This is a genomic window from Vibrio sp. 1731 (assembly GCF_033339955.1).
Taxonomy (GTDB): domain Bacteria; phylum Pseudomonadota; class Gammaproteobacteria; order Enterobacterales; family Vibrionaceae; genus Vibrio; species Vibrio alginolyticus.
This window is the reverse complement of record NZ_JAWOVO010000013.1, coordinates 114,550-139,183: the sequence shown is the minus strand read 5'-3', so window position 1 is coordinate 139,183 and position 24,634 is coordinate 114,550. Positions and strand designations below refer to the sequence as shown.

General features: G+C 45.8%; 22 protein-coding genes and 2 pseudogenes. 6 read left to right on the top strand and 18 right to left on the bottom strand.

Annotated features, from left to right (window positions below; genetic code table 11):
* Positions 1-585: 585 nt before the first annotated feature.
* The 12 genes from cyoE to R7035_RS15910 all read right to left on the bottom strand — a co-directional run bounded on the left by cyoE (position 586) and on the right by R7035_RS15910 (position 13,746).
* Entirely contained in the window at positions 586-1,500 is a 915-nt protein-coding gene (cyoE, locus tag R7035_RS15965) for a heme o synthase (RefSeq protein ID WP_033906955.1), read from the bottom strand.
* Positions 1,461-1,772, bottom strand: coding sequence for a cytochrome o ubiquinol oxidase subunit IV (cyoD, locus tag R7035_RS15960; RefSeq protein WP_005375783.1), 312 nt, complete (start codon positions 1,770-1,772; stop codon positions 1,461-1,463). The genes cyoE and cyoD overlap by 40 nt, the downstream gene beginning before the upstream one ends.
* Positions 1,772-2,374 carry a cytochrome o ubiquinol oxidase subunit III gene (cyoC, locus tag R7035_RS15955; RefSeq protein WP_005375782.1) on the bottom strand — a complete coding sequence of 201 codons (603 nt, stop codon included), beginning with the start codon at positions 2,372-2,374 and terminating at the stop codon, positions 1,772-1,774. The genes cyoD and cyoC overlap by 1 nt, the downstream gene beginning before the upstream one ends.
* Complete coding sequence (gene cyoB / locus R7035_RS15950; RefSeq protein WP_262651372.1) at positions 2,364-4,400, bottom strand: cytochrome o ubiquinol oxidase subunit I; 2,037 nt, start codon at positions 4,398-4,400, stop codon at positions 2,364-2,366. The genes cyoC and cyoB overlap by 11 nt, the downstream gene beginning before the upstream one ends.
* Positions 4,401-4,405: 5 nt before the next feature.
* Positions 4,406-5,287: a ubiquinol oxidase subunit II gene (gene cyoA / locus R7035_RS15945; protein ID WP_005388604.1), complete on the bottom strand. Its 882-nt coding sequence runs from the start codon at positions 5,285-5,287 to the stop codon at positions 4,406-4,408.
* A gap of 798 nt (positions 5,288-6,085) precedes the next feature.
* The gene (locus tag R7035_RS15940; RefSeq protein ID WP_005375778.1) at positions 6,086-6,844 is read right to left on the bottom strand and encodes an SDR family oxidoreductase; all 759 of its coding nucleotides are present in this window, start codon (positions 6,842-6,844) and stop codon (positions 6,086-6,088) included.
* Between the two features lie 110 nt (positions 6,845-6,954).
* Entirely contained in the window at positions 6,955-7,860 is a 906-nt protein-coding gene (mmsB, locus tag R7035_RS15935; RefSeq protein WP_053307783.1) for a 3-hydroxyisobutyrate dehydrogenase, read from the bottom strand.
* 11 nt (positions 7,861-7,871) lie between these two features.
* Positions 7,872-9,011, bottom strand: a complete 1,140-nt coding sequence (locus tag R7035_RS15930; protein WP_053307784.1) for an enoyl-CoA hydratase/isomerase family protein — start codon at positions 9,009-9,011, stop codon at positions 7,872-7,874.
* Between the two features lie 8 nt (positions 9,012-9,019).
* A complete protein-coding gene (locus R7035_RS15925; protein ID WP_053307785.1) occupies positions 9,020-9,805 on the bottom strand; it encodes an enoyl-CoA hydratase in 786 nt (261 codons plus the stop codon).
* A gap of 38 nt (positions 9,806-9,843) precedes the next feature.
* A complete protein-coding gene (locus R7035_RS15920) occupies positions 9,844-10,998 on the bottom strand; it encodes an acyl-CoA dehydrogenase family protein (protein WP_256900981.1) in 1,155 nt (384 codons plus the stop codon).
* A gap of 19 nt (positions 10,999-11,017) precedes the next feature.
* The gene (locus R7035_RS15915) at positions 11,018-12,511 is read right to left on the bottom strand and encodes a CoA-acylating methylmalonate-semialdehyde dehydrogenase (protein WP_064354633.1); all 1,494 of its coding nucleotides are present in this window, start codon (positions 12,509-12,511) and stop codon (positions 11,018-11,020) included.
* Between the two features lie 23 nt (positions 12,512-12,534).
* Complete coding sequence (locus tag R7035_RS15910; protein ID WP_017821196.1) at positions 12,535-13,746, bottom strand: acetyl-CoA C-acyltransferase; 1,212 nt, start codon at positions 13,744-13,746, stop codon at positions 12,535-12,537.
* Between the two features lie 275 nt (positions 13,747-14,021).
* On the opposite strand from R7035_RS15910, the gene R7035_RS15905 reads away from it, so the two are divergent.
* From R7035_RS15905 to R7035_RS15885, 5 genes are all read left to right on the top strand, one after another.
* Entirely contained in the window at positions 14,022-14,396 is a 375-nt protein-coding gene (locus tag R7035_RS15905) for a MerR family transcriptional regulator (RefSeq protein WP_017821195.1), read from the top strand.
* Between the two features lie 66 nt (positions 14,397-14,462).
* Positions 14,463-15,632: an isovaleryl-CoA dehydrogenase gene (locus R7035_RS15900; protein WP_248525410.1), complete on the top strand. Its 1,170-nt coding sequence runs from the start codon at positions 14,463-14,465 to the stop codon at positions 15,630-15,632.
* A 25-nt stretch (positions 15,633-15,657) separates the two neighbouring features.
* Positions 15,658-17,262, top strand: coding sequence for a carboxyl transferase domain-containing protein (locus R7035_RS15895; protein WP_025767660.1), 1,605 nt, complete (start codon positions 15,658-15,660; stop codon positions 17,260-17,262).
* A 29-nt stretch (positions 17,263-17,291) separates the two neighbouring features.
* Positions 17,292-18,131 (top strand): enoyl-CoA hydratase-related protein, encoded by an 840-nt coding sequence (locus tag R7035_RS15890; protein ID WP_042521092.1) that lies wholly within the window; start codon positions 17,292-17,294, stop codon positions 18,129-18,131.
* On the top strand, positions 18,131-19,039 hold the full coding sequence (locus tag R7035_RS15885; protein ID WP_213965143.1) for a hydroxymethylglutaryl-CoA lyase: 909 nt from the start codon (positions 18,131-18,133) through the stop codon (positions 19,037-19,039). Before R7035_RS15890 ends, R7035_RS15885 begins: the two co-directional genes overlap by 1 nt.
* 46 nt (positions 19,040-19,085) lie before the next feature.
* Here R7035_RS15885 and R7035_RS15880 read toward each other — a convergent pair whose 3' ends face one another.
* The 4 genes and pseudogenes from R7035_RS15880 to R7035_RS15870 form a co-directional block, all read right to left on the bottom strand.
* Positions 19,086-19,964 (bottom strand): DMT family transporter, encoded by an 879-nt coding sequence (locus R7035_RS15880; RefSeq protein ID WP_005375761.1) that lies wholly within the window; start codon positions 19,962-19,964, stop codon positions 19,086-19,088.
* A gap of 391 nt (positions 19,965-20,355) precedes the next feature.
* A pseudogene (locus R7035_RS26195) lies at positions 20,356-20,709 on the bottom strand (methyl-accepting chemotaxis protein); the annotation flags it as partial.
* Between the two features lie 180 nt (positions 20,710-20,889).
* Positions 20,890-21,576 (bottom strand): annotated as a pseudogene (locus R7035_RS26190) (PAS domain-containing protein); the annotation flags it as partial.
* Between the two features lie 507 nt (positions 21,577-22,083).
* Complete coding sequence (locus R7035_RS15870) at positions 22,084-22,278, bottom strand: hypothetical protein (protein ID WP_318146196.1); 195 nt, start codon at positions 22,276-22,278, stop codon at positions 22,084-22,086.
* 174 nt (positions 22,279-22,452) lie between these two features.
* Here R7035_RS15870 and R7035_RS15865 point away from each other — a divergent pair, with 174 nt between their 5' ends.
* Positions 22,453-22,893, top strand: a complete 441-nt coding sequence (locus tag R7035_RS15865; RefSeq protein WP_318146195.1) for a phosphate-starvation-inducible PsiE family protein — start codon at positions 22,453-22,455, stop codon at positions 22,891-22,893.
* Between the two features lie 421 nt (positions 22,894-23,314).
* On the opposite strand, the gene R7035_RS15860 is transcribed toward R7035_RS15865, so the two are convergent.
* On the bottom strand, positions 23,315-23,923 hold the full coding sequence (locus R7035_RS15860; RefSeq protein ID WP_017635732.1) for a MarC family protein: 609 nt from the start codon (positions 23,921-23,923) through the stop codon (positions 23,315-23,317).
* A 279-nt stretch (positions 23,924-24,202) separates the two neighbouring features.
* On the bottom strand, positions 24,203-24,628 hold the full coding sequence (locus R7035_RS15855; protein WP_205391121.1) for a TraR/DksA C4-type zinc finger protein: 426 nt from the start codon (positions 24,626-24,628) through the stop codon (positions 24,203-24,205).
* Positions 24,629-24,634: the final 6 nt, after the last annotated feature.

Below are 24,634 nucleotides of genomic sequence, written 5' to 3'. Positions count from 1 at the left end.
GCTGTTCCTTCTCTGAATCCTTGAGACCTGCAAACTACAGGCGCACCTTAATGCCTCGGAGACGACAAAACTTTAATCTGGGTTAAGGTTTGGTGAGTTTTTAGATTATGTAAAAGGATGATTCTTAATCGTGTTCATTTCACTGGAGCTAAGGTGCTTCCTCACCCACTTTCAGTCGTAAAACTTTTGTATTTCGCTAGCTGGTGATTCAACTCAAACATTCACATTGTTAGTTTGTATGCTGCTATGGGAACTAGCACTCTCCCCAAATGTTTACATTACAAACTATCGATATTGAATTTTCATATGGCAAATAGAGTTATTGCGCTGTTTATACTTTTTAGCTTAATAGTCACTATCTCTTGGCATTATTACGCGTCAGCGAAAACGTGCTTCACTATGTTTTACACACTGGTTGTTTTTGCTTTTAGATATGAATACGTGATAGTGAAGCTAGAGGAGGAGCAGGAAAAACAGGGAAAATAAAGAACAATAGAAAGTTAAATGACCTTACTTCTAGGTAAGGCCATTCATGCATTCAGCAGCAAAAGATATTGGCGCTTAGCAAACGCTTAGGTTTGGTTGTTACAGAGCTAGAGGAATCAACTCGACACCAAGCACACCACTGATCCCCATCACCACTAGCAGTGAGACTTTAAACACCGACTTTGACCAAGCGATATAGTTGTTGTCATCAATGCTGCGAAAGGTCACTTTCGTCCACATAAAGCAAACAACCGCTGCAACCGCTAAGTATTCATACCCGGCTTCACCTAGTAAAAATAACCCCAATGATGCTGCTCCAAACGCCACGACATACGCTTTCATGTGTCGATGAGCTTTATGAATGCCCTCTTTAACTGGCAATACGGGAATCCCGGCTTCTCGGTAGTCTTGCATGCGGAACATGGCAATGGCATACGAGTGCGGCATTTGCCAGAGACAGAACATGGTAAAGAGTAAAATCGCTTCCAAGCTAATGAAGTTTGTTACCGCTAAGTAACCCACCAATGGCGGAACTGCGCCTGAGATACTTCCCACTAAGGTTCCATACACCGAGTTACGTTTGTACCACATCGTGTAAAAGAACACGTAATACACGTAGCCAAGCAACACGACGACAGCGGATAGTGGGTTCACTCGGATAAATAACAGTGCGGTTCCTACCAGCAATAAAGCAAGTGCATAAACAAACGCAATATCGATATTGATGTTGCCTTTCACTGTTTCACGATTTCGTGTACGTGCCATCTTTTGGTCGATATCACGATCGAAAATATTATTCACCACACAACCTGAAGCGATGACTAACCCAACACCAACTAACGTCGTAACGAACAGCATTAGACTGGCTGGTTCTGTTTTTGCGGCGAGGAAGAACCCCGCCGCAACAGAAATCAGGTTGCCGAAAATAATGCCCGGTTTAGTGATAGACAAATAACTTTTCAGCATACCTTGACCTACAACTTCATGTTGACGTTCATGTTGTAGATGATCCATACCGAGCCAGCGATAAGGATAAGTACAACAATGGCGGTAAACATCAGTGATACAAGGTTCCAACGTCCGTCGGATGTTTTTGTTTCCATGTGCAAGAAGTATTTAAAGTGAACAAATATCTGCACTAATGCACATCCAAATAGAATCGCATAGGTCGTTGTATCTGGTAATGATTTCGTCCAAACAAAGTAGAACGGAATTACCGTCAGAATCAGTGAGGCAATAAAGCCTTTCACGTAATCTGACGAACTGGTTTCTACATGTTGATCCATTACATTACCCCCAGTAAGTAAACGATGGTAAAGACACAAATCCAAACGATATCTAGAAAGTGCCAGAATAGGCTTAAGCAGTTAAAGCGCATTGCCATATTGTCGTTCAGACCTTTCGTCGACAGTTGATGATACGCTACCGCTAACCAAATCAGACCAAAGGTTACGTGCAGGCCGTGCGTACCAACCAACGTAAAGAATGCCGATAGGAATGCACTTGTTTGTGGCCCATAGCCTTCTTCAATCAGGTGATGGAACTCATAGACCTCCATACAGATAAAGCCAAGACCAAGCGCGAACGTGACTAACATCCAACGTTTGAGACCAGCAACGTTGTTGCGCTTCATCGCGATAATGCCAAAACCAAATGTGATACTGCTAAACAGAAGCAGCATGGTTTCGACAAACACGAATGGGAGTTCAAAAATGTCTTTACCTGTTGGGCCCGCAATTGAATTGCTCGACAGCACAGCGTATGTCGCGAACAAGGTCGCAAACAGTACACAGTCACTCATCAGGTAAACCCAGAAGCCAAATAGCTTGTTGCCATTCGTGTCATGGTGGTGATCATGGTCGTGATGTGCTGCGATATTAGTTTGCATACGTCACCTCCAGATCATCTTTACTTTCGCTGTCTTTCACTGAGTTTTTCTTCGCTTCTTCAAGCTGAGCTCGACGTTCGGCCTCAATTGCTTTGATCTCTTCAACTTCCACGTAGTAATCCACATCATCGTTATAGCTATGCTGAATACACGTCACGATAATACCGACCAAACTTGCCGCCGCTAGCCACCAGATGTACCAAATCATGCCGAAGCCAAATAGGAGCGACCAAGCCGACACGTAGATGCCTGTTGCCGTGTTTTTTGGCATATGAATACGTTCGTATTCCACTTCTTTAGTTGGATCGAACTCGCCACTTTGTTTCTGGTACCAGAAGGCATCTAGCACATCACCTTTTGGTAGGTGCGCAAAGTTGTAGAACGGCGGTGGAGACGATGTTGCCCACTCAAGAGTACGTCCACCCCACGGGTCACCAGTTAAATCACGGTTTTGCTCGCGGTCACGGATACTCACGTAAATTTGGATGAACTGAGACAATACGCCCAGCGCAATCACAACCGTACCTGCTGCGGCAATCGACAACAGTGGGAAGTATTCTGGGTTGATATCTTGGCTTAAACGACGAGTCATCCCCATAAAGCCCAGCGCGTAAAGCGGCAGGAACGCCATTAAGAAACCAATAATCCAAAGATAGAACGCGCGTTTGCCCCAAGTTTCATTCATGGTGAAACCGGTCGCTTTCGGGAACCAGTAAGTGATCGCAGCGAAACATCCAAACACCACACCACCGATGATAACGTTGTGAAAGTGAGCAATTAGGAATACTGAGTTATGCAGAACGAAATCTGCACCCGGAACAGCCATTAGTACGCCCGTCATACCACCAACAGTAAAGGTGATCAGGAAACCCAGCGTCCACATCATTGGCGTCGTAAAGCGGATGCGGCCTTTGTACATCGTGAATAGCCAGTTGAAGATCTTCACCCCTGTTGGGATAGAAATGATCATCGTGGCAATACCGAAGAAGGCATTTACGTTCGCGCCAGACCCCATCGTAAAGAAGTGGTGTAGCCAAACGACAAAGGCAAGAATCGTGATAACTACGGTAGCCCAAACTAGCGATGTGTAACCGAACAACTTTTTACGTGAGAAGGTTGCGGTGACTTCTGAGAACACACCAAAAATTGGCAAGATCAAAATGTACACTTCTGGGTGGCCCCAAGCCCAAATCAGGTTGACGTACATCATTACGTTGCCGCCAAGATCATTGGTAAAGAAGTGCATGCCTAGGTATCTATCCAGCGTAAGCAGAGCGATAGTCACCGTTAGGATTGGGAATGAAATGATGATCAAAATGTTTGCACATAGAGATGCCCAAGTGAAAACTGGCATCTTCATCATTGGCATAGACGGTGTACGCATACGCAAAATGGTCGCGAAGAAGTTCACGCCTGTTAACGTCGTACCAACACCTGATATCTGCAGCGCCCAAATCCAATAGTCGACCCCGACTCCTGGGCTAGCCTCAATACCTGAAAGCGGCGGATACGCCAACCAGCCGGTACGACCAAATTCACCTAAGCCGAGAGACATGTTTGTTAGGATGACACCTACAACAAACAGCCAGAAGCTCAAGTTATTCAGATACGGGAAAGCTACGTCACGCGCACCAATCTGCAATGGCACGATGATGTTCATCAGACCAATGACCAATGGCATCGCTACGAAGAAGATCATGATCACGCCATGGGCAGTAAAAATTTGATCGTAGTGATGCGGTGGTAAGTAACCTGCTTCACCCGCAGAAGAAAGGAGTTGCTGACTACGCATCATGACTGCGTCAGCAAAACCACGAACAAGCATCACCATCGCTACTGCGATGTACATGAAGCCAAGTTTTTTATGGTCTACTGAAGTAAACCATTCATTCCACAAATATTGCCACTTTCCAGCTTTGGTCACCGCGTAAACTACGGCTAAACCAACCAGCGCCACAACCGCTAGGGTGATGACAATAATAGGTTCGTGGAATGGAACTGAATCAAGAGTTAATCTTCCAAACATTACGATTATCCTTGGTTTTCAGGCAAACAGTTCATTGAACCAGGATGCTGAGTCACAACGTCGGTGAACAAGAACGGAGGAACGCTAGAGAACAAAGTGACTGGCTCTGCGATACTTGGCGCTGCCAGTGAGCTGTATTGCTCCCAATCTTCAATACGATCAGGGCTCGCCTTCACTTTCTGCACCCAATTTAGGAACGCAGCACGATCAGACATTGCTGAAGCTGTGAACTTCATTTGCGAAAAGCCTTCGCCGCTGTAGTTCGATGCAAAACCCTTGTAGTCACCTTCGTGGTTCGCTATGAGGTTGAGCTTGGTTACCATGCCTGGCATCGCGTAGATCTGTGTACCTAAGCGAGGGATGAAAAACGCGTTCATGATGTTGTCCGAAGTCAGTTTGAACTGCACTGGCACGTCTTTCGGGAACGCCACATAGTTCACCGTCGCAATGTTTTCTTCTGGATAAATGAACAACCATTTCCAATCGAGTGACACCACTTCGATGGTCATTGGTTTAACATCACTTTCCAAAGGTTTGGATGGCTCTAGTTCATGAGTCGAACGCCATGTGATCGTCGCAAGAATCGCAATGATGATGATTGGAATTGTCCATACCACCACTTCGATTTTGGTCGAGTGTGACCACTCGGGTGCGTACTCTTCTTCAGTGTTAGAGGCGCGGTATCGGTAAGCGAAGTAAATCGTCATTAAAATCACAGGGATTACAACGATCAACATCAGCAAAAGAGCAGTAATAATTAACTCTTTTTCTTGCACACCAATGGCACCTTTGGGGTCAAGTAAAGCTGAATTACATCCTGAGAGCATAAGTATGACGGACGCCAAACTTCCCCTCGACAAGATGCGTTTATATCTTGAGGCTTCCATTAACTTTCTCGATGGTTGTCTGGTTTCAAAGCAGATGCCAATCAAAGTAAATAAGAGCTCACAAATAGCGCAGAGGTAATGTATGAGAACAAGAAAAAACTTCGATAAGTAGTTATTCTACTTACAATTTTTCAACTTCGTCATCAAGCATTTAACCAGCTAGAATGAACCGTTATTTACTACGATACGATTGATATCAAGCCAAGAACCAGTTGTTATAGTCATTAGAATGTTTATGTGTTGAGCATGAGTAACGTCGGGCTCAGAGCGAAACAAAACGGAATTGAGTGGAGATCAAAACCACACTCTTAGTGTGAGTTTATTGTTACACTTTGAAACACTATGTTACATTTGGCGCATTATGAGGAGTAAAAAGTTAAAGCTCATTAGCCACAACTGGAAACTAACCTTCCATTAATGGAAGTTACACACTTTAAATAGAATATTAACCTCAACACGAATTTCTCGTGCTTCAACAATTAATTATTTAAAAACAAACAGTTGAAACTAAAAATTGATGAGACTGACTATCAACTTCATTTACGCAGATAGCCTTAATGAGAAGCGGAAACTAAAAAACCAAAAGTGTGATCAGAATCAAATTAATGATTTCACTTAATATTTGAGTGGTATTTGCATCTCTTTATTGGATTGTGAGAAATCATTCTCAAGGTAAATCCAAACATAAGTTGTAAATACATTTGGGCTGCGCAGAATGAGCACTCCACAACATAGAAAATGTTGAAATGGAAAGAAACTTATTATTCAGGTCTATCAGAGCCTTATTTCAGTGGTCACTTACATACGAATACCGCCATCCACTTCTAAAACCCTGCCAGTAAAGTAATCACTCTCAATAATGTATTTTACTGCATGCGCGATTTCGCTTGTTTCGCCCATCCTGCCAACTGGGATCATCTTTTCTAATCGCTCTATGGCTTCGGGTTTCATTTGCTCTGCCATCGCGGTGTGTACTACACCTGGTGCAACCGCCGCCGCACGAATACCGTATCTTGCGAGCTCACGGGCCCATGTTGTCGCCATGGTCGCGACCGCCGCTTTAGATGCAGAATAATTGGTTTGTCCGATATTCCCTGCTCTCGCAACACTAGAAATATTGATGATAACGCCTTGGGAGCCACTCTCAATCATCTTGACGGCAGCTTCACGCCCACACAAAAATGTTCCTGTCACGTTAACGTTCATGACCAAGTTGAATTGATCCAAAGACATCTTACTGATCACGCCATCTTTTGCTTTTACAAGTAACCCATCTCTTAACACGCCAGCGTTATTGACTAACCCATTGAGTTGACCAAAATCTTGGATAATCGCTTCAAACGTGGTTTCAACGTCGATTTCGTTGGTGACATCCACTTGATATGTCAACGCTTTCGCACTCAGCATTCGACACTGCTCTTGTGTTTCCATTAAGCCACTGGCGTTTACATCCAACAACGCTAAATCAGCGCCAGCTTGAGCAAGGGTAATGGCCATCATTTGCCCAAGCCCCTGCCCTGCTCCTGTAATGGCAATAACACTACTTTTTATGTCCATATTGGTGCACTCCATAGCTCGTAATGTTCTCTATCTCAACCAGTCTAAGTTGGCCGAAATGATGCGCGTTTTAGGTCACCATCTCGGGTTGGTTTGTCACAAAACTCAGTCTAGCCTTTCTTACTCTTGTATAACTCAAATAAGCTTGAGAAATCGAGCTCGCCGTGGCCGCTCGCGTTGTGGAAAGAATATAAGTTGCGCGCTAACGACCCCATCGGAACCGAAGAATGTGTTTGTAACGCCGCATCTAACCCCAAGCCGAGATCTTTCAGCATGAGTTTGCTCATAAAGCCCGGTTGGTAATCGTGACTGGCTGGCGCACTGTCCATCACGCCTGGGCAAGGATTGTAAAGCTCCAATGCCCAATTTCGGCCAGAGCTTTGCAGCATGATGTTTGATAGCACTTTTGGATCGAGTCCATGATCGATACCTAGGTTTAATGCCTCGCACGTACCAGACATTAAAATGCCGAGCATAAGGTTGTTACAGATTTTCGCCATTTGACCATCGCCTGCTTTGCCAGCATGGAAAACATTTTTTCCCATATACTGCAAAATCGCATTGGCTTTAGAAAACGCTTGATCCGAACCACCAACAATAAAGGTTAATGTCGCCGCTTTAGCGCCAGCAACGCCCCCCGAAACGGGTGCGTCGACAAACAACACGCGTTTATTTGCCGCTTCATTGGCGACTAATCGCGCAGAGTCCGGATCAATGGTTGAACAATCAATCATCAAGGTACTTGGCGAGACAAGATTGAGGACACCTACGCCGCCGTGTAAGTCGCCAAGATACACGGAACGAACGTGAGATCCTGCTGGTAGCATCGTGATGACCGTGCTTGCACCATCCACGACTTCCTCGATAGAGCTCGCCACCACCGCACCAAAAGGTGCAAGTTGCTTTGCCGCTTCGCTATCGACATCAAATACTTGCACGTTAAATCCAGACGCTAATAAGTTTTGCGCCATCGGATGCCCCATTCTTCCTAAACCGATAAATGCGATGGTACTCATGATCATTCTCCTTATTGACCTAGTGTTTGTTCACCCAAATCAGCAAGCGGATGTTCGTCATCCGGCCAAAGTGAGGTAAACAAGGTATCGATGATATCTTCATCGACTTCACTGACATTGTTAAACATCCAGTTAGGTTCGCCATCCCGGTCAATAAGCCGAGAACGGACGCCCTCTTTAAACTCACCTAATAAGGCACTGCGAACCGATAAACTCAGCTCCAAGCGGAAGCAACCTGCAAGTGGTAAACTGTGGTATTCTTTCACTTGTCTGAAGCAAATATGCGCGGTGATCGGACTGCCTGCGGCGAACGTTTGTTTCGCGTTTTCTATCCACTGACTGTTCCCGTCGATAGCCATGATTCGCTGTGCTATCGTATTAAGATCAAAGCCTTTGCACGCTTCCTCTATCTGATCTAAGTATGGACAAATTTGCGTGGTTGGTTTGCTATCAATAACTTGTTCTTCCATTAACTGTAGTAGTGCAGTTACCAACTCTTTCGCATCTTCTTTGCCCCACTGGAGCCGCTTTAGCTCATCCAGTAAGGTGGGATACTGCTCTTCCAACAGTAACCAATCGGCCAAACCAATAGTGACAGCGTCACTTGAATTTACCATTGAACCTGTCAATCCGAGGAATAAGCCCACTTGCGGATCTATCTGGCTTAAAAACCACGTACCTCCCACATCAGGATACAGTCCGATATTGATTTCTGGCATAGCAAGGCGTGATGTTGTTGTCACAACTTTATGGCTGGTTCCCATAAAAAGCCCCATCCCACCGCCCATGACAATACCTTCTCCCCAACCGATAATGGGTTTGTTGTAAGTGTGGATGAGATAGTCACACTCATACTCCAACGAGAAATAGTTCGTACAGAACTCTACGATTTTTTCTTTACTCTCGTTATGCATGACGTGATACATAGCTCGAACATCACCACCAGCACAGAATGCTTTTTCTCCAGCGCCAGTCAGTACCACACAAGCCATATGTGGATCATCTTGCCACTTGATAAGCTGATCGTTAAGTTGGACTAACATGTCATACGTCAATGCATTCAATGAAGCGGTGTTGTCTAACGTTGCGATACCAATGCGGTGCACGCCATCTAAGCACTCTATTTCACTAATGGTTACCATCCCTGCCATGTGGCCTCCTATCGGTTTTTCCATTGCGGTGGGCGTTTTTCTAAAAAGGCGCGAACACCCTCAACTTGATCTTCCGTATCAAAAAGATTCAGAAACAACTCTCGCTCTTTCATTAAGCCGTGCTTAAGTGGCGCAGAGCGCATATTTTGAATGAGCGCCTTACATGCGGCGACAGAAGATGGTGACTGGTTCGCAACAGATTCAGCAAGTTCCAGCGCTTTACTTAAAGCTTCACCTTTGGGAACCAACTCCTCAACTAGGCCTAGTTCTTTTGCTTTGTCAGCGCTGACTTGCTCTCCACATAAAATGATACGCTTTGCCCAGCCTTCCCCTACTAACGCTGTGAGGTTTTGGGTACCGCCAGCGCAGGGCAAAAGTCCGACTTTGGCTTCAGGTAAAGCAAGTACCGCTTGCTCTTCAACGACTCGAATATCACAAGCTAATGCCACTTCTAAACCTCCACCCATGGCGTAACCATTAATAGCGGCAATGGAAACACCACGGAATTCCGAGAGCGTTTCAAAGGCTTCACCAAAGCATCGCGCCATGTCTAACGCAATCGCTTTGTCACCGTCAGAAAATAGCTTGAGATCTGCACCAGCAGAGAAAAACTTTTCTCCACTGCCGGTTAAAACCAGTGCGTAGACCTGCTTATCATTGTTAAGTGTGAGTATCAGCGACTTCAGTACCTTGAGGCTCTCTGCTGTCCACGTATTGGCTGGCGGGTTGTTCATCGTCACCACCGCAACGTGATTAGTGATCGTATGTTGAATGGCTTCTTGGGTTAATGGCATATCTGAATCCTTTCTCAATGAGCAAATCCAATACTTCGCTACAGCAAGGCCGACTCCTCAGAGAGCAAACGACGTGCGATGATCAAGCGCATGATTTCGTTTGTCCCCTCCAGAATTTGATGCACACGCACATCTCTGAAATGACGCTCCATTGGATACTCTTTGATGTAACCATAGCCGCCATAAAGCTGCAGCGCTTGGTCGCAAACCTGAAAGCCCACATCGGTTGCGAACCGTTTTGCCATCGCGCAATAAGCCTTGGCATCGGGGTCATTTCGGTCGAGTTTGCTGGCGGCATAGCGCACTAACTGCCGCGCAGCCACTAGCTCTGTTGCCATGTCTGCCAATTTGAATTGTAAGGCTTGAAACTGCGCAAGCGACTTGCCGAACTGCTTACGCTCCTGAATGTATTGTGTCGCCTGCTCAAGGGCCTGTTGAGCCGTACCGACGGAACAGGTCGCAATATTTATACGCCCTCCATCAAGCCCTTTCATCGCAAAGACAAAACCTTGCCCTTCTTCGCCCAGTAAATGGCTAGCTGGAATAACGACATTTTCAAAAGTAACCGCTCGTGTTGGTTGGCTGTTCCAACCCATTTTGGGTTCTTTGCGCCCATAGCTGATACCATCAGCGTGAGCAGGAATAACAAATGCGGACACGCCTTTGGCACCCGCTTCTCCGGTTCGCGCCATCACGACCAAAACATCTGTCTCTCCTGCGCCAGAGATAAAGGTTTTGCCACCATTCAACACGTAAGTATCACCTTTTTTGCTCGCGGTTGTGGCCAACGAAGCGGCATCCGATCCCGCATTAGGCTCGGTTAAGCAATAGGAGCCTAACCACTCCCCCGTAACTAATTTCGGACAGAACTGCGTTTTGGCTTCATCGGTAGCAAAACTGGCTATCATCCAACTGACCATGTTGTGAATCGTCATAAACGCCGTAGTGGACGTACATCCCATGGCCAGTTGTTCAAAGATAATTGAAGCATCCAAGCGACTCAGCCCTAGGCCACCTTGCGCTTCTGGAGTGTAGAGACTGAGAAACCCCAGTTCCCCCGCCTCTCTCAATACGTCTTTGGGGAAGATCTGCTTTTCATCCCACTCCGCCGCCATCGGTGCTAAACACTCATCGGCAAATTGCTGAGCGGTATCAGCAAATGCACGTTGATCTTCATTAAGTTCAAAGTCCATAAAAGCTCCTTTTATTCACTCAGCGCAGTTGGATGGTCAGATTGGGCCCCGTCGGAATATCGTCATCAAACCAACGTGCCGTCACCGTTTTAGTCTCGGTATAAAAACGTACCGCTTGTTTACCATACGCATGTAAATCACCATAGAAACTGCCTCTCCAACCAGTAAAGGAGAAAAATGGTAAAGGGACTGGAATTGGCACATTGATCCCAACCTGACCGACTTGAATGTCATGCTGATATTTTCTCGCAGCAGCGCCATTAGCGGTAAATATAGAAGTTCCGTTGCCGTAAGGGTTGCGATTCACTAACTCAATAGCTTCTTGCAACGTTTCGACTTCCATACAAACTAAGACAGGGCCAAATATCTCTTGCGTGTAAATCGACATGTTCGCTGTTACACCGCTAAACAAGGTTGGGCCAATCCAGTTTCCATCGGGAAAGCCTTCCACTTCACACTGACTGCCATCGAGTTCACACACTGCGCCTTGTTGTTTGCCATCTTCAATTAGGTCCAATACGCGTTGTTTAGCTTGCTCACTGATCAGTGGGCCATAAGCAGCTTGCTCATCGTCCCAAGGCCCTGGGTGTACTTTCGCCATTGCCTGTTTGAGGTCTGTAATCCATTGTTTTGAATCGCCGACAAATACCGCAACAGAAATTGCCATACAACGCTGCCCCGCAGCCCCTACGGAGGCTCCGATTAGGTTATTCACCACTTGATCTTTGTTTGCATCAGGCATGATCACCATGTGATTCTTTGCACCAGCAAAAGCTTGAACCCGTTTAAAATGTTTAGTCCCTGTGGTGTAGATATAACGGGCAACGGGAACCGAGCCAACAAATGACACCGCTCGAATATCAGGATGAGCCAGAAGAAAGTCGACTTGCTCTTTGCGGCCATGAACGATCTGCAACACTCCTTTCGGCGCGCCAGCTTGCTCAAATAATTCAGCTAAACGAATAGAGGTCAATGGCACTTGTTCGGAGGGTTTAAGCACAAATGTATTGCCCGCAGCGATAGCGATTGGGAACATCCACAACGGAATCATGGCAGGAAAGTTAAATGGCGTAATGCCGCAACACACACCTAGGGGCTGAATCATTGAGTAACTATCAATATCCGTGGCAACGTTTTCGACGGTTTCGCCCATCATGTTGCTAGCAATGTTTGCCGCCTGCTCAACCACCTCGATACCACGCCATACATCGCCTTTAGCATCCGCTAAAATCTTACCCGTTTCATGAGAAAGCAGTGTGGCAAGCTCATCATGATGCTCTTTGAGCAAGTGCTGATAACGAAGCATGACTCTGGCACGCTCGGATACTGCCACTTCCTTCCAGGATTGGAATGTCTCTTTCGCATTATCAATGGCAGCTTCCATCTCGTGCTCTGTGGAACATGGAACGTACGCAATGACATCATTAGTGGCAGGATTGGTTACCTCAACCCAATCCGATGTTTGAGATTCACGAAACTCGCCACCAATAAACAAGGGAACCAAACGAGTCATCATTTACTCCTTTCTGATTTCAATTAAAGCGGTATTTCAATGCCTATCGCCGTGGCTTCTCCACCACCGATACAAAGTGACGCAACACCCCGCATCACTTTTTTGGCTTCGAGATCACCATTGGTGCCTAGCGCTTGTAGCTGACGCAAACTGTGAATCAATGTCACCAGAATTCGTGCGCCACTAGCCCCTATCGGATGCCCAAGTGCACAGGCTCCACCTTTAATATTTACTTTGCTCGTATCTAGTCCAAGTTCCGCCACCGCTATTTGTGTCACAACGGCAAAGGCTTCATTGATTTCCCACAGGTCCACTTCATAAATTGACCAATCTAGCTGGAACAGCAGTTGCTCAATTGCGTAGACGGGTGCCAAAGTAAATTCTGCAGGTTTTCTGGCATGTGTAGAGTGCGCCTTGATGATCGCAAGTGGTTTAAGCCCCTGATGACGCGCAGTGTCTTCATCCATAAGCACAAGAGCCGCCGCGCCATCTGAAATGGCACTCGAATTAGCAGCGGTCACCGTACCTTTTTCATCGAATGCAGGTTTGAGTTGAGGAATTTTACCAAGGTCAATCGAGCGTGGGTGCTCATCGTAGTCCAGCACCGCTTGTTCTGACTTGGTATTGAGTGAAACCGGCGAAAGTTCATCGGCAAACAAGCCTCGCTCTTGAGCTTCCAACGCACGTTTTGCCGACATCACGGCCCATTCATCCATTTGCTCTCTGGTGAACTTAAGCCTGTCAGCGACTTGCTGAGCATAAACACCCATTAAGTGCCCTTCGTAAGCATCTTGTAGCCCATCGAGAAACATGTGGTCATACGTAGACTGGTGCCCCATGCGCATTCCCTTTCTCGCCTCCCTCAGCAAATACGGCGCATTGGTCATACTTTCCATACCACCAGCAATGGCTGAGCGAATCGTTCCAGCTTTAATGAGATCGTGCGCTAACATGACGCTCTTCATGCCAGAGCCACACACTTTGTTAATGGTGGTGCACCCTACACCCAAAGGAAGATCGGCCCCCATAGATGCTTGCCTCGCAGGAGCTTGTCCACACCCTGCTGGAAGCACACATCCCATGAACACTTCATCCACCGAAGTCACATTCACTTCGTGCATTGCCGCCTTGATCGCCAGTGCGCCTAATTGAGGAGCAGAGTAAGTTTGCAACTTGCCTTGAAAGCGCCCAATTGGCGTTCTTTTCGCGCTGACAATCCAGATGTCTTTTCCCATGATTCGCATTCCCTTAAGGTATATGTGAACACTTGGCAGAATGATGACACCCTACATAGAATTACTCACCAAGCGCCACACCAGCCTTTATCGCCTTTTTCACTAACAAACTTTCATTCCGCGATTTCTTGACGTTTACGTAAGCATAGCACTAGCCTTTACAATGAGATGAAAAAACACACCAAGCAGGCGTTTATATTTCAAAGTTGATGTTCGACCTTCCCATTAAAGGTTCGATTTCCAGAAACTGGATTTTTATTCGAGGTAAGTATGTTATGGAAAAATACAAGATCAGTGACCTCGCCAAGGAGTTTGATATTACTACTCGCAGTATCCGGTTTTATGAAGACGTGGGTCTGATTGAACCAGAGCGAAAAGGCAATATGCGCGTTTATCAACGCAGGGATAGAATTCGCCTCAAACTGATTTTAAGAGGGAAACGACTCGGTTTTTCGTTGGCAGAAATTCGTGAACTTTTCGAGCTCTACGACATGCAACAAACCGAAGGACAGTTGTTGAAAATGCTCAATATCATTGAAGAGAAACAAGCTGTCCTACAACAACAACTCAACGACATCAGCGTCGTTATGGCTGAGTTGAATGCCGCTAAGGAGCGTTGTATTCAAACACTCAAAAGCAAGCAGACATAAACGCTATACTCAATTAGCAACACCGCTATCGGCTTTTCCACCTTACCTCTGATACCGGGAGACGTTATGAAAAGCACCTATACCCCACTCAATTTCGGACTTGGTGATACCATCGATATGCTCCGAGAACACGTTAATGCCTTTGCTACGGAACATATTGCGCCCATCGCCGCTGCGATAGACCGCGATAACCAGTTCCCGAATCATTTATGGCCTTTGTTGGGAGAAATGGGGTTGCTTGGTGTGACCGTCGATGAAGAGCTTGGTGGTGCAGGCATGGGATACCTCGCTCATGTTGTTGCCATGGAAGAAATCAGCCGTGCCTCTGCGTCTGTCGCTCTAAGCTACGGCGCTCATTCTAACCTGTGCGTCAACCAAATCTTTCGTAACGGCACGCCTTCTCAACGCGAAAAATACCTTCCAAAACTCATTGATGGTACGCACGTTGGCGCCCTAGCGATGAGTGAGCCCAATGCCGGTTCAGACGTGATAAGCATGCAACTGAAAGCGGAGAACAAGGGCGACCATTTTGTACTGAATGGCAACAAAATGTGGATAACAAACGGGCCCGATGCTGACGTAGTGGTGCTTTACGCTAAAACGGATGTCAGCGCAGGTTCACGTGGCATTACCGCATTCATTATTGAACGTAACTTCGCAGGTTTCACTCATGCTCAAAAGCTGGACAAGCTAGGCATGAGAGGCTCGAATACTTGCGAACTTGTATTTAACCATTGCGTAGTGCCAAAAGAGAATATTCTTGGCGAGTTGAATAAAGGCGTCGAGGTGTTAATGAGTGGGCTGGATTACGAGCGCGTCGTCCTCGCTGCCGGACCACTCGGGATAATGCAAGCTTGCATGGACATTGTGGTCCCGTACGTACATGAACGAGAGCAGTTTGGAAAATCCATTGGCGAGTTTCAGTTAGTTCAGGGCAAGATCGCCGATATGTACTCTCGAATGAGTGCAGCAAAAGCGTATGTATATACCGTCGCAGCGGCTTGTGATCGAGGTAACGCAACACGCAAAGATGCGGCAGGAGCGATTTTGTACAGTGCAGAGCTCGCCACACAAATGGCACTCGATGCAATACAACTGCTCGGTGGGAATGGCTACATCAATGAATACCCTGCTGGTCGTTTGCTACGTGATGCAAAGCTTTATGAAATCGGCGCGGGTACCTCAGAGATTCGCCGCATGTTAATAGGCCGAGAGTTGTTCGAAGAATCTCGCTAACGGAACATACGACAAGGAAGTCATTATGGCCATTATCAAAAGTAAAACTAAGCCAACTGACGAGTTATTTCTTTCCAATAAAGCTGCGATGGAAACGTTGGTCACTCAACTTAATCAACACATCGAGACCATCAAACAGGGCGGCGGTGAAAAAGCCATTCAGCACCAGAGGCAAAAAGGAAAACTCCCCGCACGAGAACGCATCGCGCGCTTGCTTGATGACAACACTGACTTTCTTGAAATCAGCCAGTTTGCCGCCTGGCAAGTGTATGACGAAGCGATCCCCTGCGCTGGCGTTATCGCCGGCATTGGTATCATAGAGGGGATTCAATGCATGGTCATCGCCAACGATGCTTCGGTAAAAGGCGGAACCTACTACCCACTCACGGTAAAAAAACACCTTAGAGCGCAAGAGATTGCCCAACGTTGCCAACTCCCCTGCGTGTACTTGGTGGACTCCGGTGGCGCAAATCTCCCTCATCAGTCCGACGTCTTCCCCGATAAAGAACACTTTGGTCGCATTTTCTTTAACCAAGCGAGAATGTCGGCGAAAGGCATCCCCCAAGTTGCTGTTGTGATGGGGCTTTGCACTGCTGGGGGCGCGTACGTTCCTGCCATGGCGGATGTGTCCATTATGGTTAAAGAGCAAGGCACCATTTTTTTGGCGGGGCCACCTTTGGTGAAAGCGGCCACTGGCGAAGTCGTGACGGGTGAAGAGCTCGGCGGTGCAGACGTGCATTGTCGAAAATCTGGTGTCGCAGATTATTACGCTGAAAATGATGAACATGCCCTAATGCTTGCGAGAGAAGCCATTGCCAATGCCAATAGAACAAGACCTGTTAAGCCAGAAAACACCGTGCTTCCTCCCCGCTACGACGCAGAAGAAATCTACGGAATTGTGAATGCCAACTTACGACTGTCATTCGACGTTCGAGAAATTATTGCCCGCATCGTCGATGATTCTGATTTCGACGAATTCAAAGCCTTGTACGGCAGAACGCTAGTGTGTGGCTTCGCTCGTATTCAAGGACACTTGATTGGTATTGTGGCAAACAACGGTATCTTGTTTTCTGAATCGGCACAAAAAGGCGCGCACTTTATTGAGCTGTGCGCCAAACGGAAAACACCGCTTCTCTTTCTCCAAAACATTACCGGCTTTATGGTCGGAAAAAAGGTTGAAGAAGAAGGCATCGCAAAACATGGCGCCAAGCTAGTGATGGCCGTCGCTTGTGCTGACGTGCCGAAGTTTACCGTGATCATCGGTGGATCGTACGGCGCTGGTAATTACGGCATGTGCGGCCGAGCGTATGATCCAACCATGATGTGGATGTGGCCGAACGCGCGTATTTCTGTTATGGGCGGAGAACAAGCAGCAGGCGTTTTAACACAAGTTCGAAAAGACGCGAAGGAACGTCAGGGGGAAGAGTGGTCAGAGCAAGAAGAGCACATTTTTAGAGAATCGATCATAGGCTTGTATGAAACACAAGGACATCCCTATTTTGCGAGTGCTCGGCTATGGGATGACGGAATTATTGACCCTAAAAAAACGCGTCAGGTGTTGAGTCAAGCGTTAATGGCAGCATTAAATGCCCCCATTCCTGATAGCGAGTTTGGCGTCTTCAGAATGTAAACATCCAAAGATGAATTAAGGAAGTTAGTATGCAGGAAATGCAACCAAGCATTATTCCCAACGCCCAAAGGCAAGATGATGTTCTTTGGCATGTCGATGATAATGGCGTAGCGACCATTACCCTAAACAGAACAGCTAAACACAATGCTTTTGACGCTTGTACGATCGACTTGCTGATCCACCGCCTAGATTATCTCGCTTTACGAACGGATGTGCGGTGCTTGGTATTAAGAAGTAACGGCAAGCACTTTTCATCCGGGGCCGATTTGAATTGGATGCAGTCGATGGCCGACAGCACGAGGCAAGATAACTTCGTTGATGCCCAAAACTTGGCAAGACTCATGGAAACATTAGATTCGTTCCCTCAACCCACCATCGCAGTTGTTCAAGGTTCCGCTTATGGTGGTGCTTTAGGGTTGATTTGTTGTAGTGATATCGCCATCGCAAGCCAAAGTGCCAACTTTTGCTTAAGTGAAGTTAAGCTTGGTTTAGTTCCAGCGACCATTGCGCCTTACGTCATGCGCGCGATGGGGAATAGACAAGCTAGACGCTATATCTTAAGTGGTGAAGTCATTTCAGCCGAAGATGCCGAACGGTTTGGTATTGTGCACGAAGTGAAAGAAGCCAAACAGCTTGAAAATGCGGTCGATAGCGTAATCAAGACGTTGCTACTGAATAGCCCAGATGCGATGCGTAAAGCGAAAACGCTCTGCCATCAATGTCATCAAAACCCCATCGATCAACAACTGATTCACTATACTAGCAAGCTCATTGCGGACATTAGAGTATCACCCCAAGGTCAAGATGGGCTGCAAGCGTTTCTTGAAAAACGTAGCCCAAGTTGGGTCACCAAGTCACAGGACAAGTAATGCTACCTTCCAAAGTAAAGATTGTCGAAGTAGGTCCTAGAGATGGGTTGCAAAATGAACCTCCTGTTGCGACCCAGACTAAAATCCGGCTGATCAACTTACTCTCTGATACTGGGTTAACGCATATTGAGGCGGGCTCTTTTGTTTCGCCCAAATGGGTGCCACAAATGGCGGACTCAACAGAGGTCATGAAAGCAATAACAAGGCGAAATCATGTTACTTATTCTGCCCTGACACCAAACCTAAAAGGCTTCGAACAAGCCTTGGAGGCTGGTGCCAATCAGGTCGCGATTTTCACTTCATCATCAGAAGGATTCTGCCAACACAATATCAATTGCTCGATTGCAGAAAGCCTAACTCGCTTCGAACCTGTAATGCGATTAGCCACCAAACACGGCATCCCTGTTCGTGGCTATCTATCCTGCGTTGCCGACTGCCCTTACGATGGCCCGACAGCCCCTAAACAAGTGGCGAGCGTGGTCAAATCACTCATCGATTTAGGGTGTTATGAGGTGTCTCTAGGCGACACAATCGGTACAGGCACGCCAAACCGTATCGCTGCTATGCTGGAAGCCGTCATGTTGGTTGCACCTCTTCGCCAGCTTGCTGTCCATTTCCACGACACATGGGGACAAGCTCTCACCAACATTTATCAGGCATTGAGTATGGGCATCAATACCATCGACAGTAGTGTAGCTGGGCTGGGTGGATGCCCATACGCTCATGGCGCATCAGGAAATGTCGCAACGGAGGATGTACTGTATTTATGCCAAGGGTTAGGAATAGAAACGGGGATCGACTTAGAGCTACTGGCTAAAGCTGGCTGGATGATCAGCGAAGAGCTGGGTCGGCAGCCTACATCAAAAGTGTCATTAGCATTGCGTAACCGCGTATTATCACTTTCGTAGAAGGCCATCCGGCACCTCAAATTCTCCCAACCCAAGTTAATTTGCTCTACTTTCGAGTAGGAAAGCGAAACCGCCCGCCAGTACGATAAATAATTAGAGAAAATAAGATAAGCACACAACCTACTAGTTTATTTGCCGTTAGCACTTCGCCATACCACAGCACGCTCAGAATAACCGTCCAAACTGGTTCTAATATCATAATTAGAGCAGCGTTACCTGCCTGAACAAATTTTTGCCCCATGGTTTGCATTACGTAACGCAAGCTCGTCGCTAATAAGGTACTCAACGCAAACCACCACCAAATAGAGGAGTCCACCTCAGCCGGGAAAGATTCCATAAAAAATGAAACCAACAAACCTAAGCAACCTGCTGAAAAAAGTTGCACGCAAGTAAGCAGCAGCACAGGTAGTTTTTGAGAGTATTTGCTGTTCACATTAAAATGAAGCGCCAAAACCAGTGCTGCACCAAGAAACCACAATTGACTGGCCGATTGTTTCCAGCCACCAACTAAAGAAAGACAAGCAAGACCTAATACAGCGATAGGCAAAGAAAGCCAGAAAATTCGTTGTGGTCGTTGACGAAACATAACCCATGCAACAATCGGCACAAACAGCATGGAAAGGCTCATGATAAATGCGCCTTCCCCAAGAGTATCACTGATAGAAATAGCGTAAATCCATGTCATAACGGCACTGCCTAACAGGAGCCCGACACCACCAGCAGAAAGCACATCTTTTAAGTTTGCTTTCAGCAAAGGTCGGTAACATAGAGGCAGTAAGCAGAGCGAAGCGATAGTAAATCGCGCCCCAATAAAGCCAAAAGGTGGTAAACCCTGTATTGTTTCCTTAGAGAATATCCAGCCAAGTGCAGCGATCATCGTCGTCGCAACCAGAATAACCGTCGCTTTGCGTTCTGAGTTAAACATAAGTACTCACAAAATATGGAACACACAATAGCGCAGCAAGAGAGTTTTACTGCACTATTGTGTAAATTTGAAAGGGGTTTGTGTCGAGCGAAAAAGTGAAAGCCCGATCCTCTCCTGTATTGTTGTCACGCAGATTGAAGTTCTGCTGCTAGATACATTAAATGCAGGCAAAGTCTTAAGGCAAGCCTTTTCGCATACTAAATTACTTTAGCATTCTATACAGCAAGCAAACTGGCTAAAACCTGTACCAGGTGTCGAACTACCTCCCCTTCAAAACGCTTAACTTGACTGCGGCAGGAGTAGTATTGCGACTTCAGCGCTCCTCAATACAGGTTGAATAAGGCGAATTGCTTTTTACCCATCGCCCCTACAATGAAAACTTATTGATTAACTACAACGAGCGGTTAAATTGCTCCACGGCCTCTACAACACGGCTAGCGCCATCTTGTATTTCATTCATCACATTGCCTGCTTTTTCAGAGAGCTCTAGCGTATCTAGTGCTTCTTTTTGGCATTTAGCGATCAGCTTAACGGCGTTATCTGTTCGCTGTAGGTTTTCACTGACCATTGTGACAATTTCATCGGTGGTTGCATTGGTTCTTGTAGCAAGCTGTCTGACTTCATCAGCAACAACGGCAAAACCTCTACCATGCTCACCCGCACGAGCCGCTTCTATCGCCGCATTTAACGCCAATAAGTTAGTTTGGTCAGCGATACCACTGATGCTATTTACCAACTCGCTAATACGCGATGAGTGCGCTTTAAGCTCGTCAATCGCGGTGTTCGCTTGCTGCATTTGCTCGGAAAGTATCTGCATCTTTTCTAACGTTGAGCCTATAACCTCTTGCCCTTGCAGGGTTTGTGTTCCAGTTTCTTGGGAGATTTCGTTCGCCAATTGCGCAGCCTGGGCCATTTTCTGTTCCTGCATCACCTGCTGGGTAATATCTGTCGCGAACTTAACGACCTTGTAGAGCTCTCCTCTGTCGTTATGGATAGGGTTATATGAAGCCTCTAACCACACCTCTTCACCATAACGGTTAACTCGTTTGAATCGCTCTGATGAAAATTGCCCTTTTGCTAAACGTTGCCAAAACTCACGGTAAGCTTGAGAGCTCGACTCTCCCTGATCACAAAACATGCGATGATGCTTCCCTAGAATCTGATCAAGCGTATAACCCATTGTGTTTAGGAAATTATCGTTGGCTTTTAAAACATGGCCATCTAATGTGAACTCAATCACCGCCATAGAACGACTTAATGCATTTAGCATGTCCTCTTGCTCACGGGATGATTTGATCGTTCGCGTAAGTTCAGAAGCAAAAACAAAAAAGCTTTCTACTTCTCTGCGCTCATTTAAAACAGGCTGGATAATCGTTCTTAACCAGGCTTCCTCACCATTACCTTTCCGTACTTGCAATGCCCCATTCCAGAACACTTTATCTTGGACGGCTTTCTTCATTCGATGAAAGTGGTCTGTATTGCGCGAATTTGACGGTACCAATTCAGTAATTGATTTCGTTAAGATCTCATCATCATGTAAGAAAAGTTCTTGCTGTAGTTTGGTATTTGCAGAAGTAATGAGGCCTTTACTATCCAATGTTAAGCGGATCATCTCTTCATCTAAACTGGTTTGGATTTGCTGCAGGATTTGCAACTCCTGCTTTAATCGTTGATTTTCTTGTTGAAGCGACTTATTAAAAAACATGACTTTCTCTCATTTGACCGACCTTCGGATTAGTCAAAGGTTTATTATTTGTATACCGAATAAACTGCAAGCGGCAAAATCGTTTGGTTGCATATTCAAACGCGATTTCTATTTCTTATCAAAGGACCCCGCTGGGAATACGGCGATTTTTTCTCCAGTGTAACCTAAGCGCAGTATACTGAAATTTCTTCAGCACCCAAGTTGTTTATATATTTATCAATATTAAAGCTCTTTATCGCCAATTTGAGGTTTGTATTTGTGGATATACTTATATGGAGAAGTGGTGTGTTCAGATCAATAAGCCTTTTCATTTAAAAAAAGGGCCTTGACTTAGTTCCAATAATTTTCGCCGTTTTACCGCTTTTCCACCCGACTTTTGAGCGATTACCCACTCCTTATTCGCTTGTATTTCTATTAATAGCGCACGGAGGAACCAGCAACAAGCGCATCGATTTGCCCAGTATCAATACGTTGTAGTATCCGCTCATTCAGTTTGCCGTGAAGGTGATGAATCACCACCTCACCAGTCGACTCGTCACGATCAGAAATGAGGCAATGAGGTAATGAGGTAATGAGGTAATGAGGTAATGAGGTAATAACGCATGACACCAGAGATTACATTATGTGTCCAACATTGTGCCCACTCCTAAGTTTCATAACTTCCTTCCCTCGGACGCTTCTATCTCTCACCACAGCAACTATGCTTTAAACGACATGTATTCAATTGTCTAGCTTCAACATATGAAGGTTAAGTGAACATAAACAAGCGAAGGAAACAGGGCCATGGAAGTCGATAAAAATGATAAGTTAACAAAAAAATTACAGATAGTGATTCATTGGTCTGTAAGAGTATTGTCGATAGTTATGTTGTTTGTAATCGTCATGGGTGTGATAGATGTTGCATGGACGATATATCAAAAACTTATCACGCCACCTAAACTCATTCTGACGATTTCAGATATGCTAGCCACTTTTGGTGCTTTTATGGCCGTTTTAATTGCTATTGAAATTTTCATCAATATAACTATTTACCTGAGAGAAAATGTTATTCATGTAAAAATCGTCATGGCCACCGCGCTGATGGCAATCTCCCGAAAGGTCATTATTATAGACTTTGAAACCTTGTCTTCAATGTACCTGATTGGAATTGCGGCTGTAGTTCTTAGTATGAGTCTTGGTTACTGGCTGATCCATAAACTGCCCAATAAGAGCCATACTGAATAAACTTCTCAGCCTCCCGAATTTTCAGATACTCTCAAGGCATGAAAAAGTCTTGTCTTAGCACGTTGGAAGCTAATAAATTCCTCCATGCTAGGCTCTATATACTGCGAGACTACAAGAGTATAGAGTAGTGCCTAGGCGGAGAAATTATCGATATTGTTTTCTAGCAGCTAATCTTTGAGTATTGGCACAGCTCAATGGGGGCAAGTGTTGCTCCAGTTCCCCCATCTGATATATACCCTCAACATCTATGCATTTTACTTTCAACTTTTCCGTGGTCCTCTTAAACAAGGTCGTCACGAGTAGCCTGAAGGATTACATCCGGCTAGAAGTAACAGCCAGAAAAGTGATTGTCAGGTGGTCGGTCATCTCGCCGTAAAATTAGCTCTTAACGTATACCTTCAGCTCAGTTTGCGAAAAAGCCTTAAAGGTCAAAGTAACTTTCAATCCCATTCAGAGTGTTGGTCGTGGCCACAGCGGCTAATATCAACCCCATGATCCGACTTACAGCACTAGCTCCTGTATTCCCAATAATCCTGTGTATGCCGCTGGCCATTAATAGCAAGATATAAACAACCAATAGTACCAGCAGCATCATAGCCACGGTCTGGACTTGCTCCCAAATATTAAACCGCACGTTCTCTGTGAGTAAAACGGCGGCTAATATTGCGCCAGGGCTAGCAATTGATGGAATGGCTAGAGGAAAAACTGCTGTATCATGATGACTATTGAGCGTTCTGATTTCTTCTGCTGGTTTACTCTCACCAAATATCATAGTCAAAGCAAACAAGAACAATACGATACCGCCCGAGATTTGAAACGCAGACAAGGGAATACGCATTGCTGTAAGTATGATTTCACCAGCAACAACAAAAAACAGTAGGATAGCAGCGGAGAATAGAGTCGCAAACAGAGCGACCTTACGCTTTGCCACTTCTTCATAGCTTTTTGTGGCTGCGATAAAAACGGGCACAGTACCTATGGGATCGATGACAGCAAAGAAAAAGATAAAAGTTGCCACAAAGTCAATCATGCTACTTCTCCAGTACCAATTTAGCTTTAAGGATAGAAGATCAGCTTGAAGTAGCAGAGAAAATGTTTGACGCTAACATAGCGAGAGCTCATTCAGAAAAACAAAAATGGTGCGTTATTTACAATACAGAACTTACTTCTATCCTATCGATAACTATTAATATCTCAAAGGTAATGACTACCATACCTAACGGTAGTCGCCATCGCTTTAGACTTCTCAGAGAACATCAAAAAAAACAAGTGAACGAGAAGAATATCGACGTCATAAGATAGTGAGGCTTTAGTGTTTATACCAGTGCTCTTTTGACTCCATTTGAGCTTTTACTTCTGCACTATATTCAGCAGTAGGTCGTGCCAATAACCTTGGAATGCCGATAGGTTCTCCGGACTCTAAACAATAGCCATACTCCCCTGTGCGCAAGCGAGCCAACGATTGTTGAATCTTAGGTAACAACTTTTGCTCTCTATCTATGATTCTTAATGCGATTGCAGATTGCTCCTCACTGGACGCCCTATCGCTTTCGTCACTGAATTCCATTGGCGCAATCATCTCTTCTTTCGCGCGTTCAATATGCGCTAACGTCGATTCATAACGCTCAAATAATCGGTTTTCAAAAAATGCGAGCTGAGCTTCATTCATATAATCCGCCTCGGGCGCTGCAAGAATTTCTTCTTCTGTCATGACATGCTTTTTCTCTTCGTTCATAGAACC

Excerpts from the sequence above, each read along its gene's own strand:
- cyoE (WP_033906955.1), bottom strand. The coding sequence starts at position 1,500 with ATGGATCATCTACAACATGAACGTCAACATGAAGTTGTAGGTCAAGGT.
- cyoD (WP_005375783.1), bottom strand. The coding sequence starts at position 1,772 with ATGGATCAACATGTAGAAACCAGTTCGTCAGATTACGTGAAAGGCTTT.
- cyoC (WP_005375782.1), bottom strand. The coding sequence starts at position 2,374 with ATGCAAACTAATATCGCAGCACATCACGACCATGATCACCACCATGAC.
- cyoB (WP_262651372.1), bottom strand. The coding sequence starts at position 4,400 with ATGTTTGGAAGATTAACTCTTGATTCAGTTCCATTCCACGAACCTATT.
- cyoA (WP_005388604.1), bottom strand. The coding sequence starts at position 5,287 with ATGGAAGCCTCAAGATATAAACGCATCTTGTCGAGGGGAAGTTTGGCG.
- R7035_RS15940 (WP_005375778.1), bottom strand. The coding sequence starts at position 6,844 with ATGGACATAAAAAGTAGTGTTATTGCCATTACAGGAGCAGGGCAGGGG.
- mmsB (WP_053307783.1), bottom strand. The coding sequence starts at position 7,860 with ATGAGTACCATCGCATTTATCGGTTTAGGAAGAATGGGGCATCCGATG.
- R7035_RS15930 (WP_053307784.1), bottom strand. The coding sequence starts at position 9,011 with ATGGCAGGGATGGTAACCATTAGTGAAATAGAGTGCTTAGATGGCGTG.
- R7035_RS15925 (WP_053307785.1), bottom strand. The coding sequence starts at position 9,805 with ATGCCATTAACCCAAGAAGCCATTCAACATACGATCACTAATCACGTT.
- R7035_RS15920 (WP_256900981.1), bottom strand. The coding sequence starts at position 10,998 with ATGGACTTTGAACTTAATGAAGATCAACGTGCATTTGCTGATACCGCT.
- R7035_RS15915 (WP_064354633.1), bottom strand. The coding sequence starts at position 12,511 with ATGACTCGTTTGGTTCCCTTGTTTATTGGTGGCGAGTTTCGTGAATCT.
- R7035_RS15910 (WP_017821196.1), bottom strand. The coding sequence starts at position 13,746 with ATGGGAAAAGACATCTGGATTGTCAGCGCGAAAAGAACGCCAATTGGG.
- R7035_RS15905 (WP_017821195.1), top strand. The coding sequence starts at position 14,022 with ATGGAAAAATACAAGATCAGTGACCTCGCCAAGGAGTTTGATATTACT.
- R7035_RS15900 (WP_248525410.1), top strand. The coding sequence starts at position 14,463 with ATGAAAAGCACCTATACCCCACTCAATTTCGGACTTGGTGATACCATC.
- R7035_RS15895 (WP_025767660.1), top strand. The coding sequence starts at position 15,658 with ATGGCCATTATCAAAAGTAAAACTAAGCCAACTGACGAGTTATTTCTT.
- R7035_RS15890 (WP_042521092.1), top strand. The coding sequence starts at position 17,292 with ATGCAGGAAATGCAACCAAGCATTATTCCCAACGCCCAAAGGCAAGAT.
- R7035_RS15885 (WP_213965143.1), top strand. The coding sequence starts at position 18,131 with ATGCTACCTTCCAAAGTAAAGATTGTCGAAGTAGGTCCTAGAGATGGG.
- R7035_RS15880 (WP_005375761.1), bottom strand. The coding sequence starts at position 19,964 with ATGTTTAACTCAGAACGCAAAGCGACGGTTATTCTGGTTGCGACGACG.
- R7035_RS15865 (WP_318146195.1), top strand. The coding sequence starts at position 22,453 with ATGGAAGTCGATAAAAATGATAAGTTAACAAAAAAATTACAGATAGTG.
- R7035_RS15860 (WP_017635732.1), bottom strand. The coding sequence starts at position 23,923 with ATGATTGACTTTGTGGCAACTTTTATCTTTTTCTTTGCTGTCATCGAT.
- R7035_RS15855 (WP_205391121.1), bottom strand. The coding sequence starts at position 24,628 with ATGAACGAAGAGAAAAAGCATGTCATGACAGAAGAAGAAATTCTTGCA.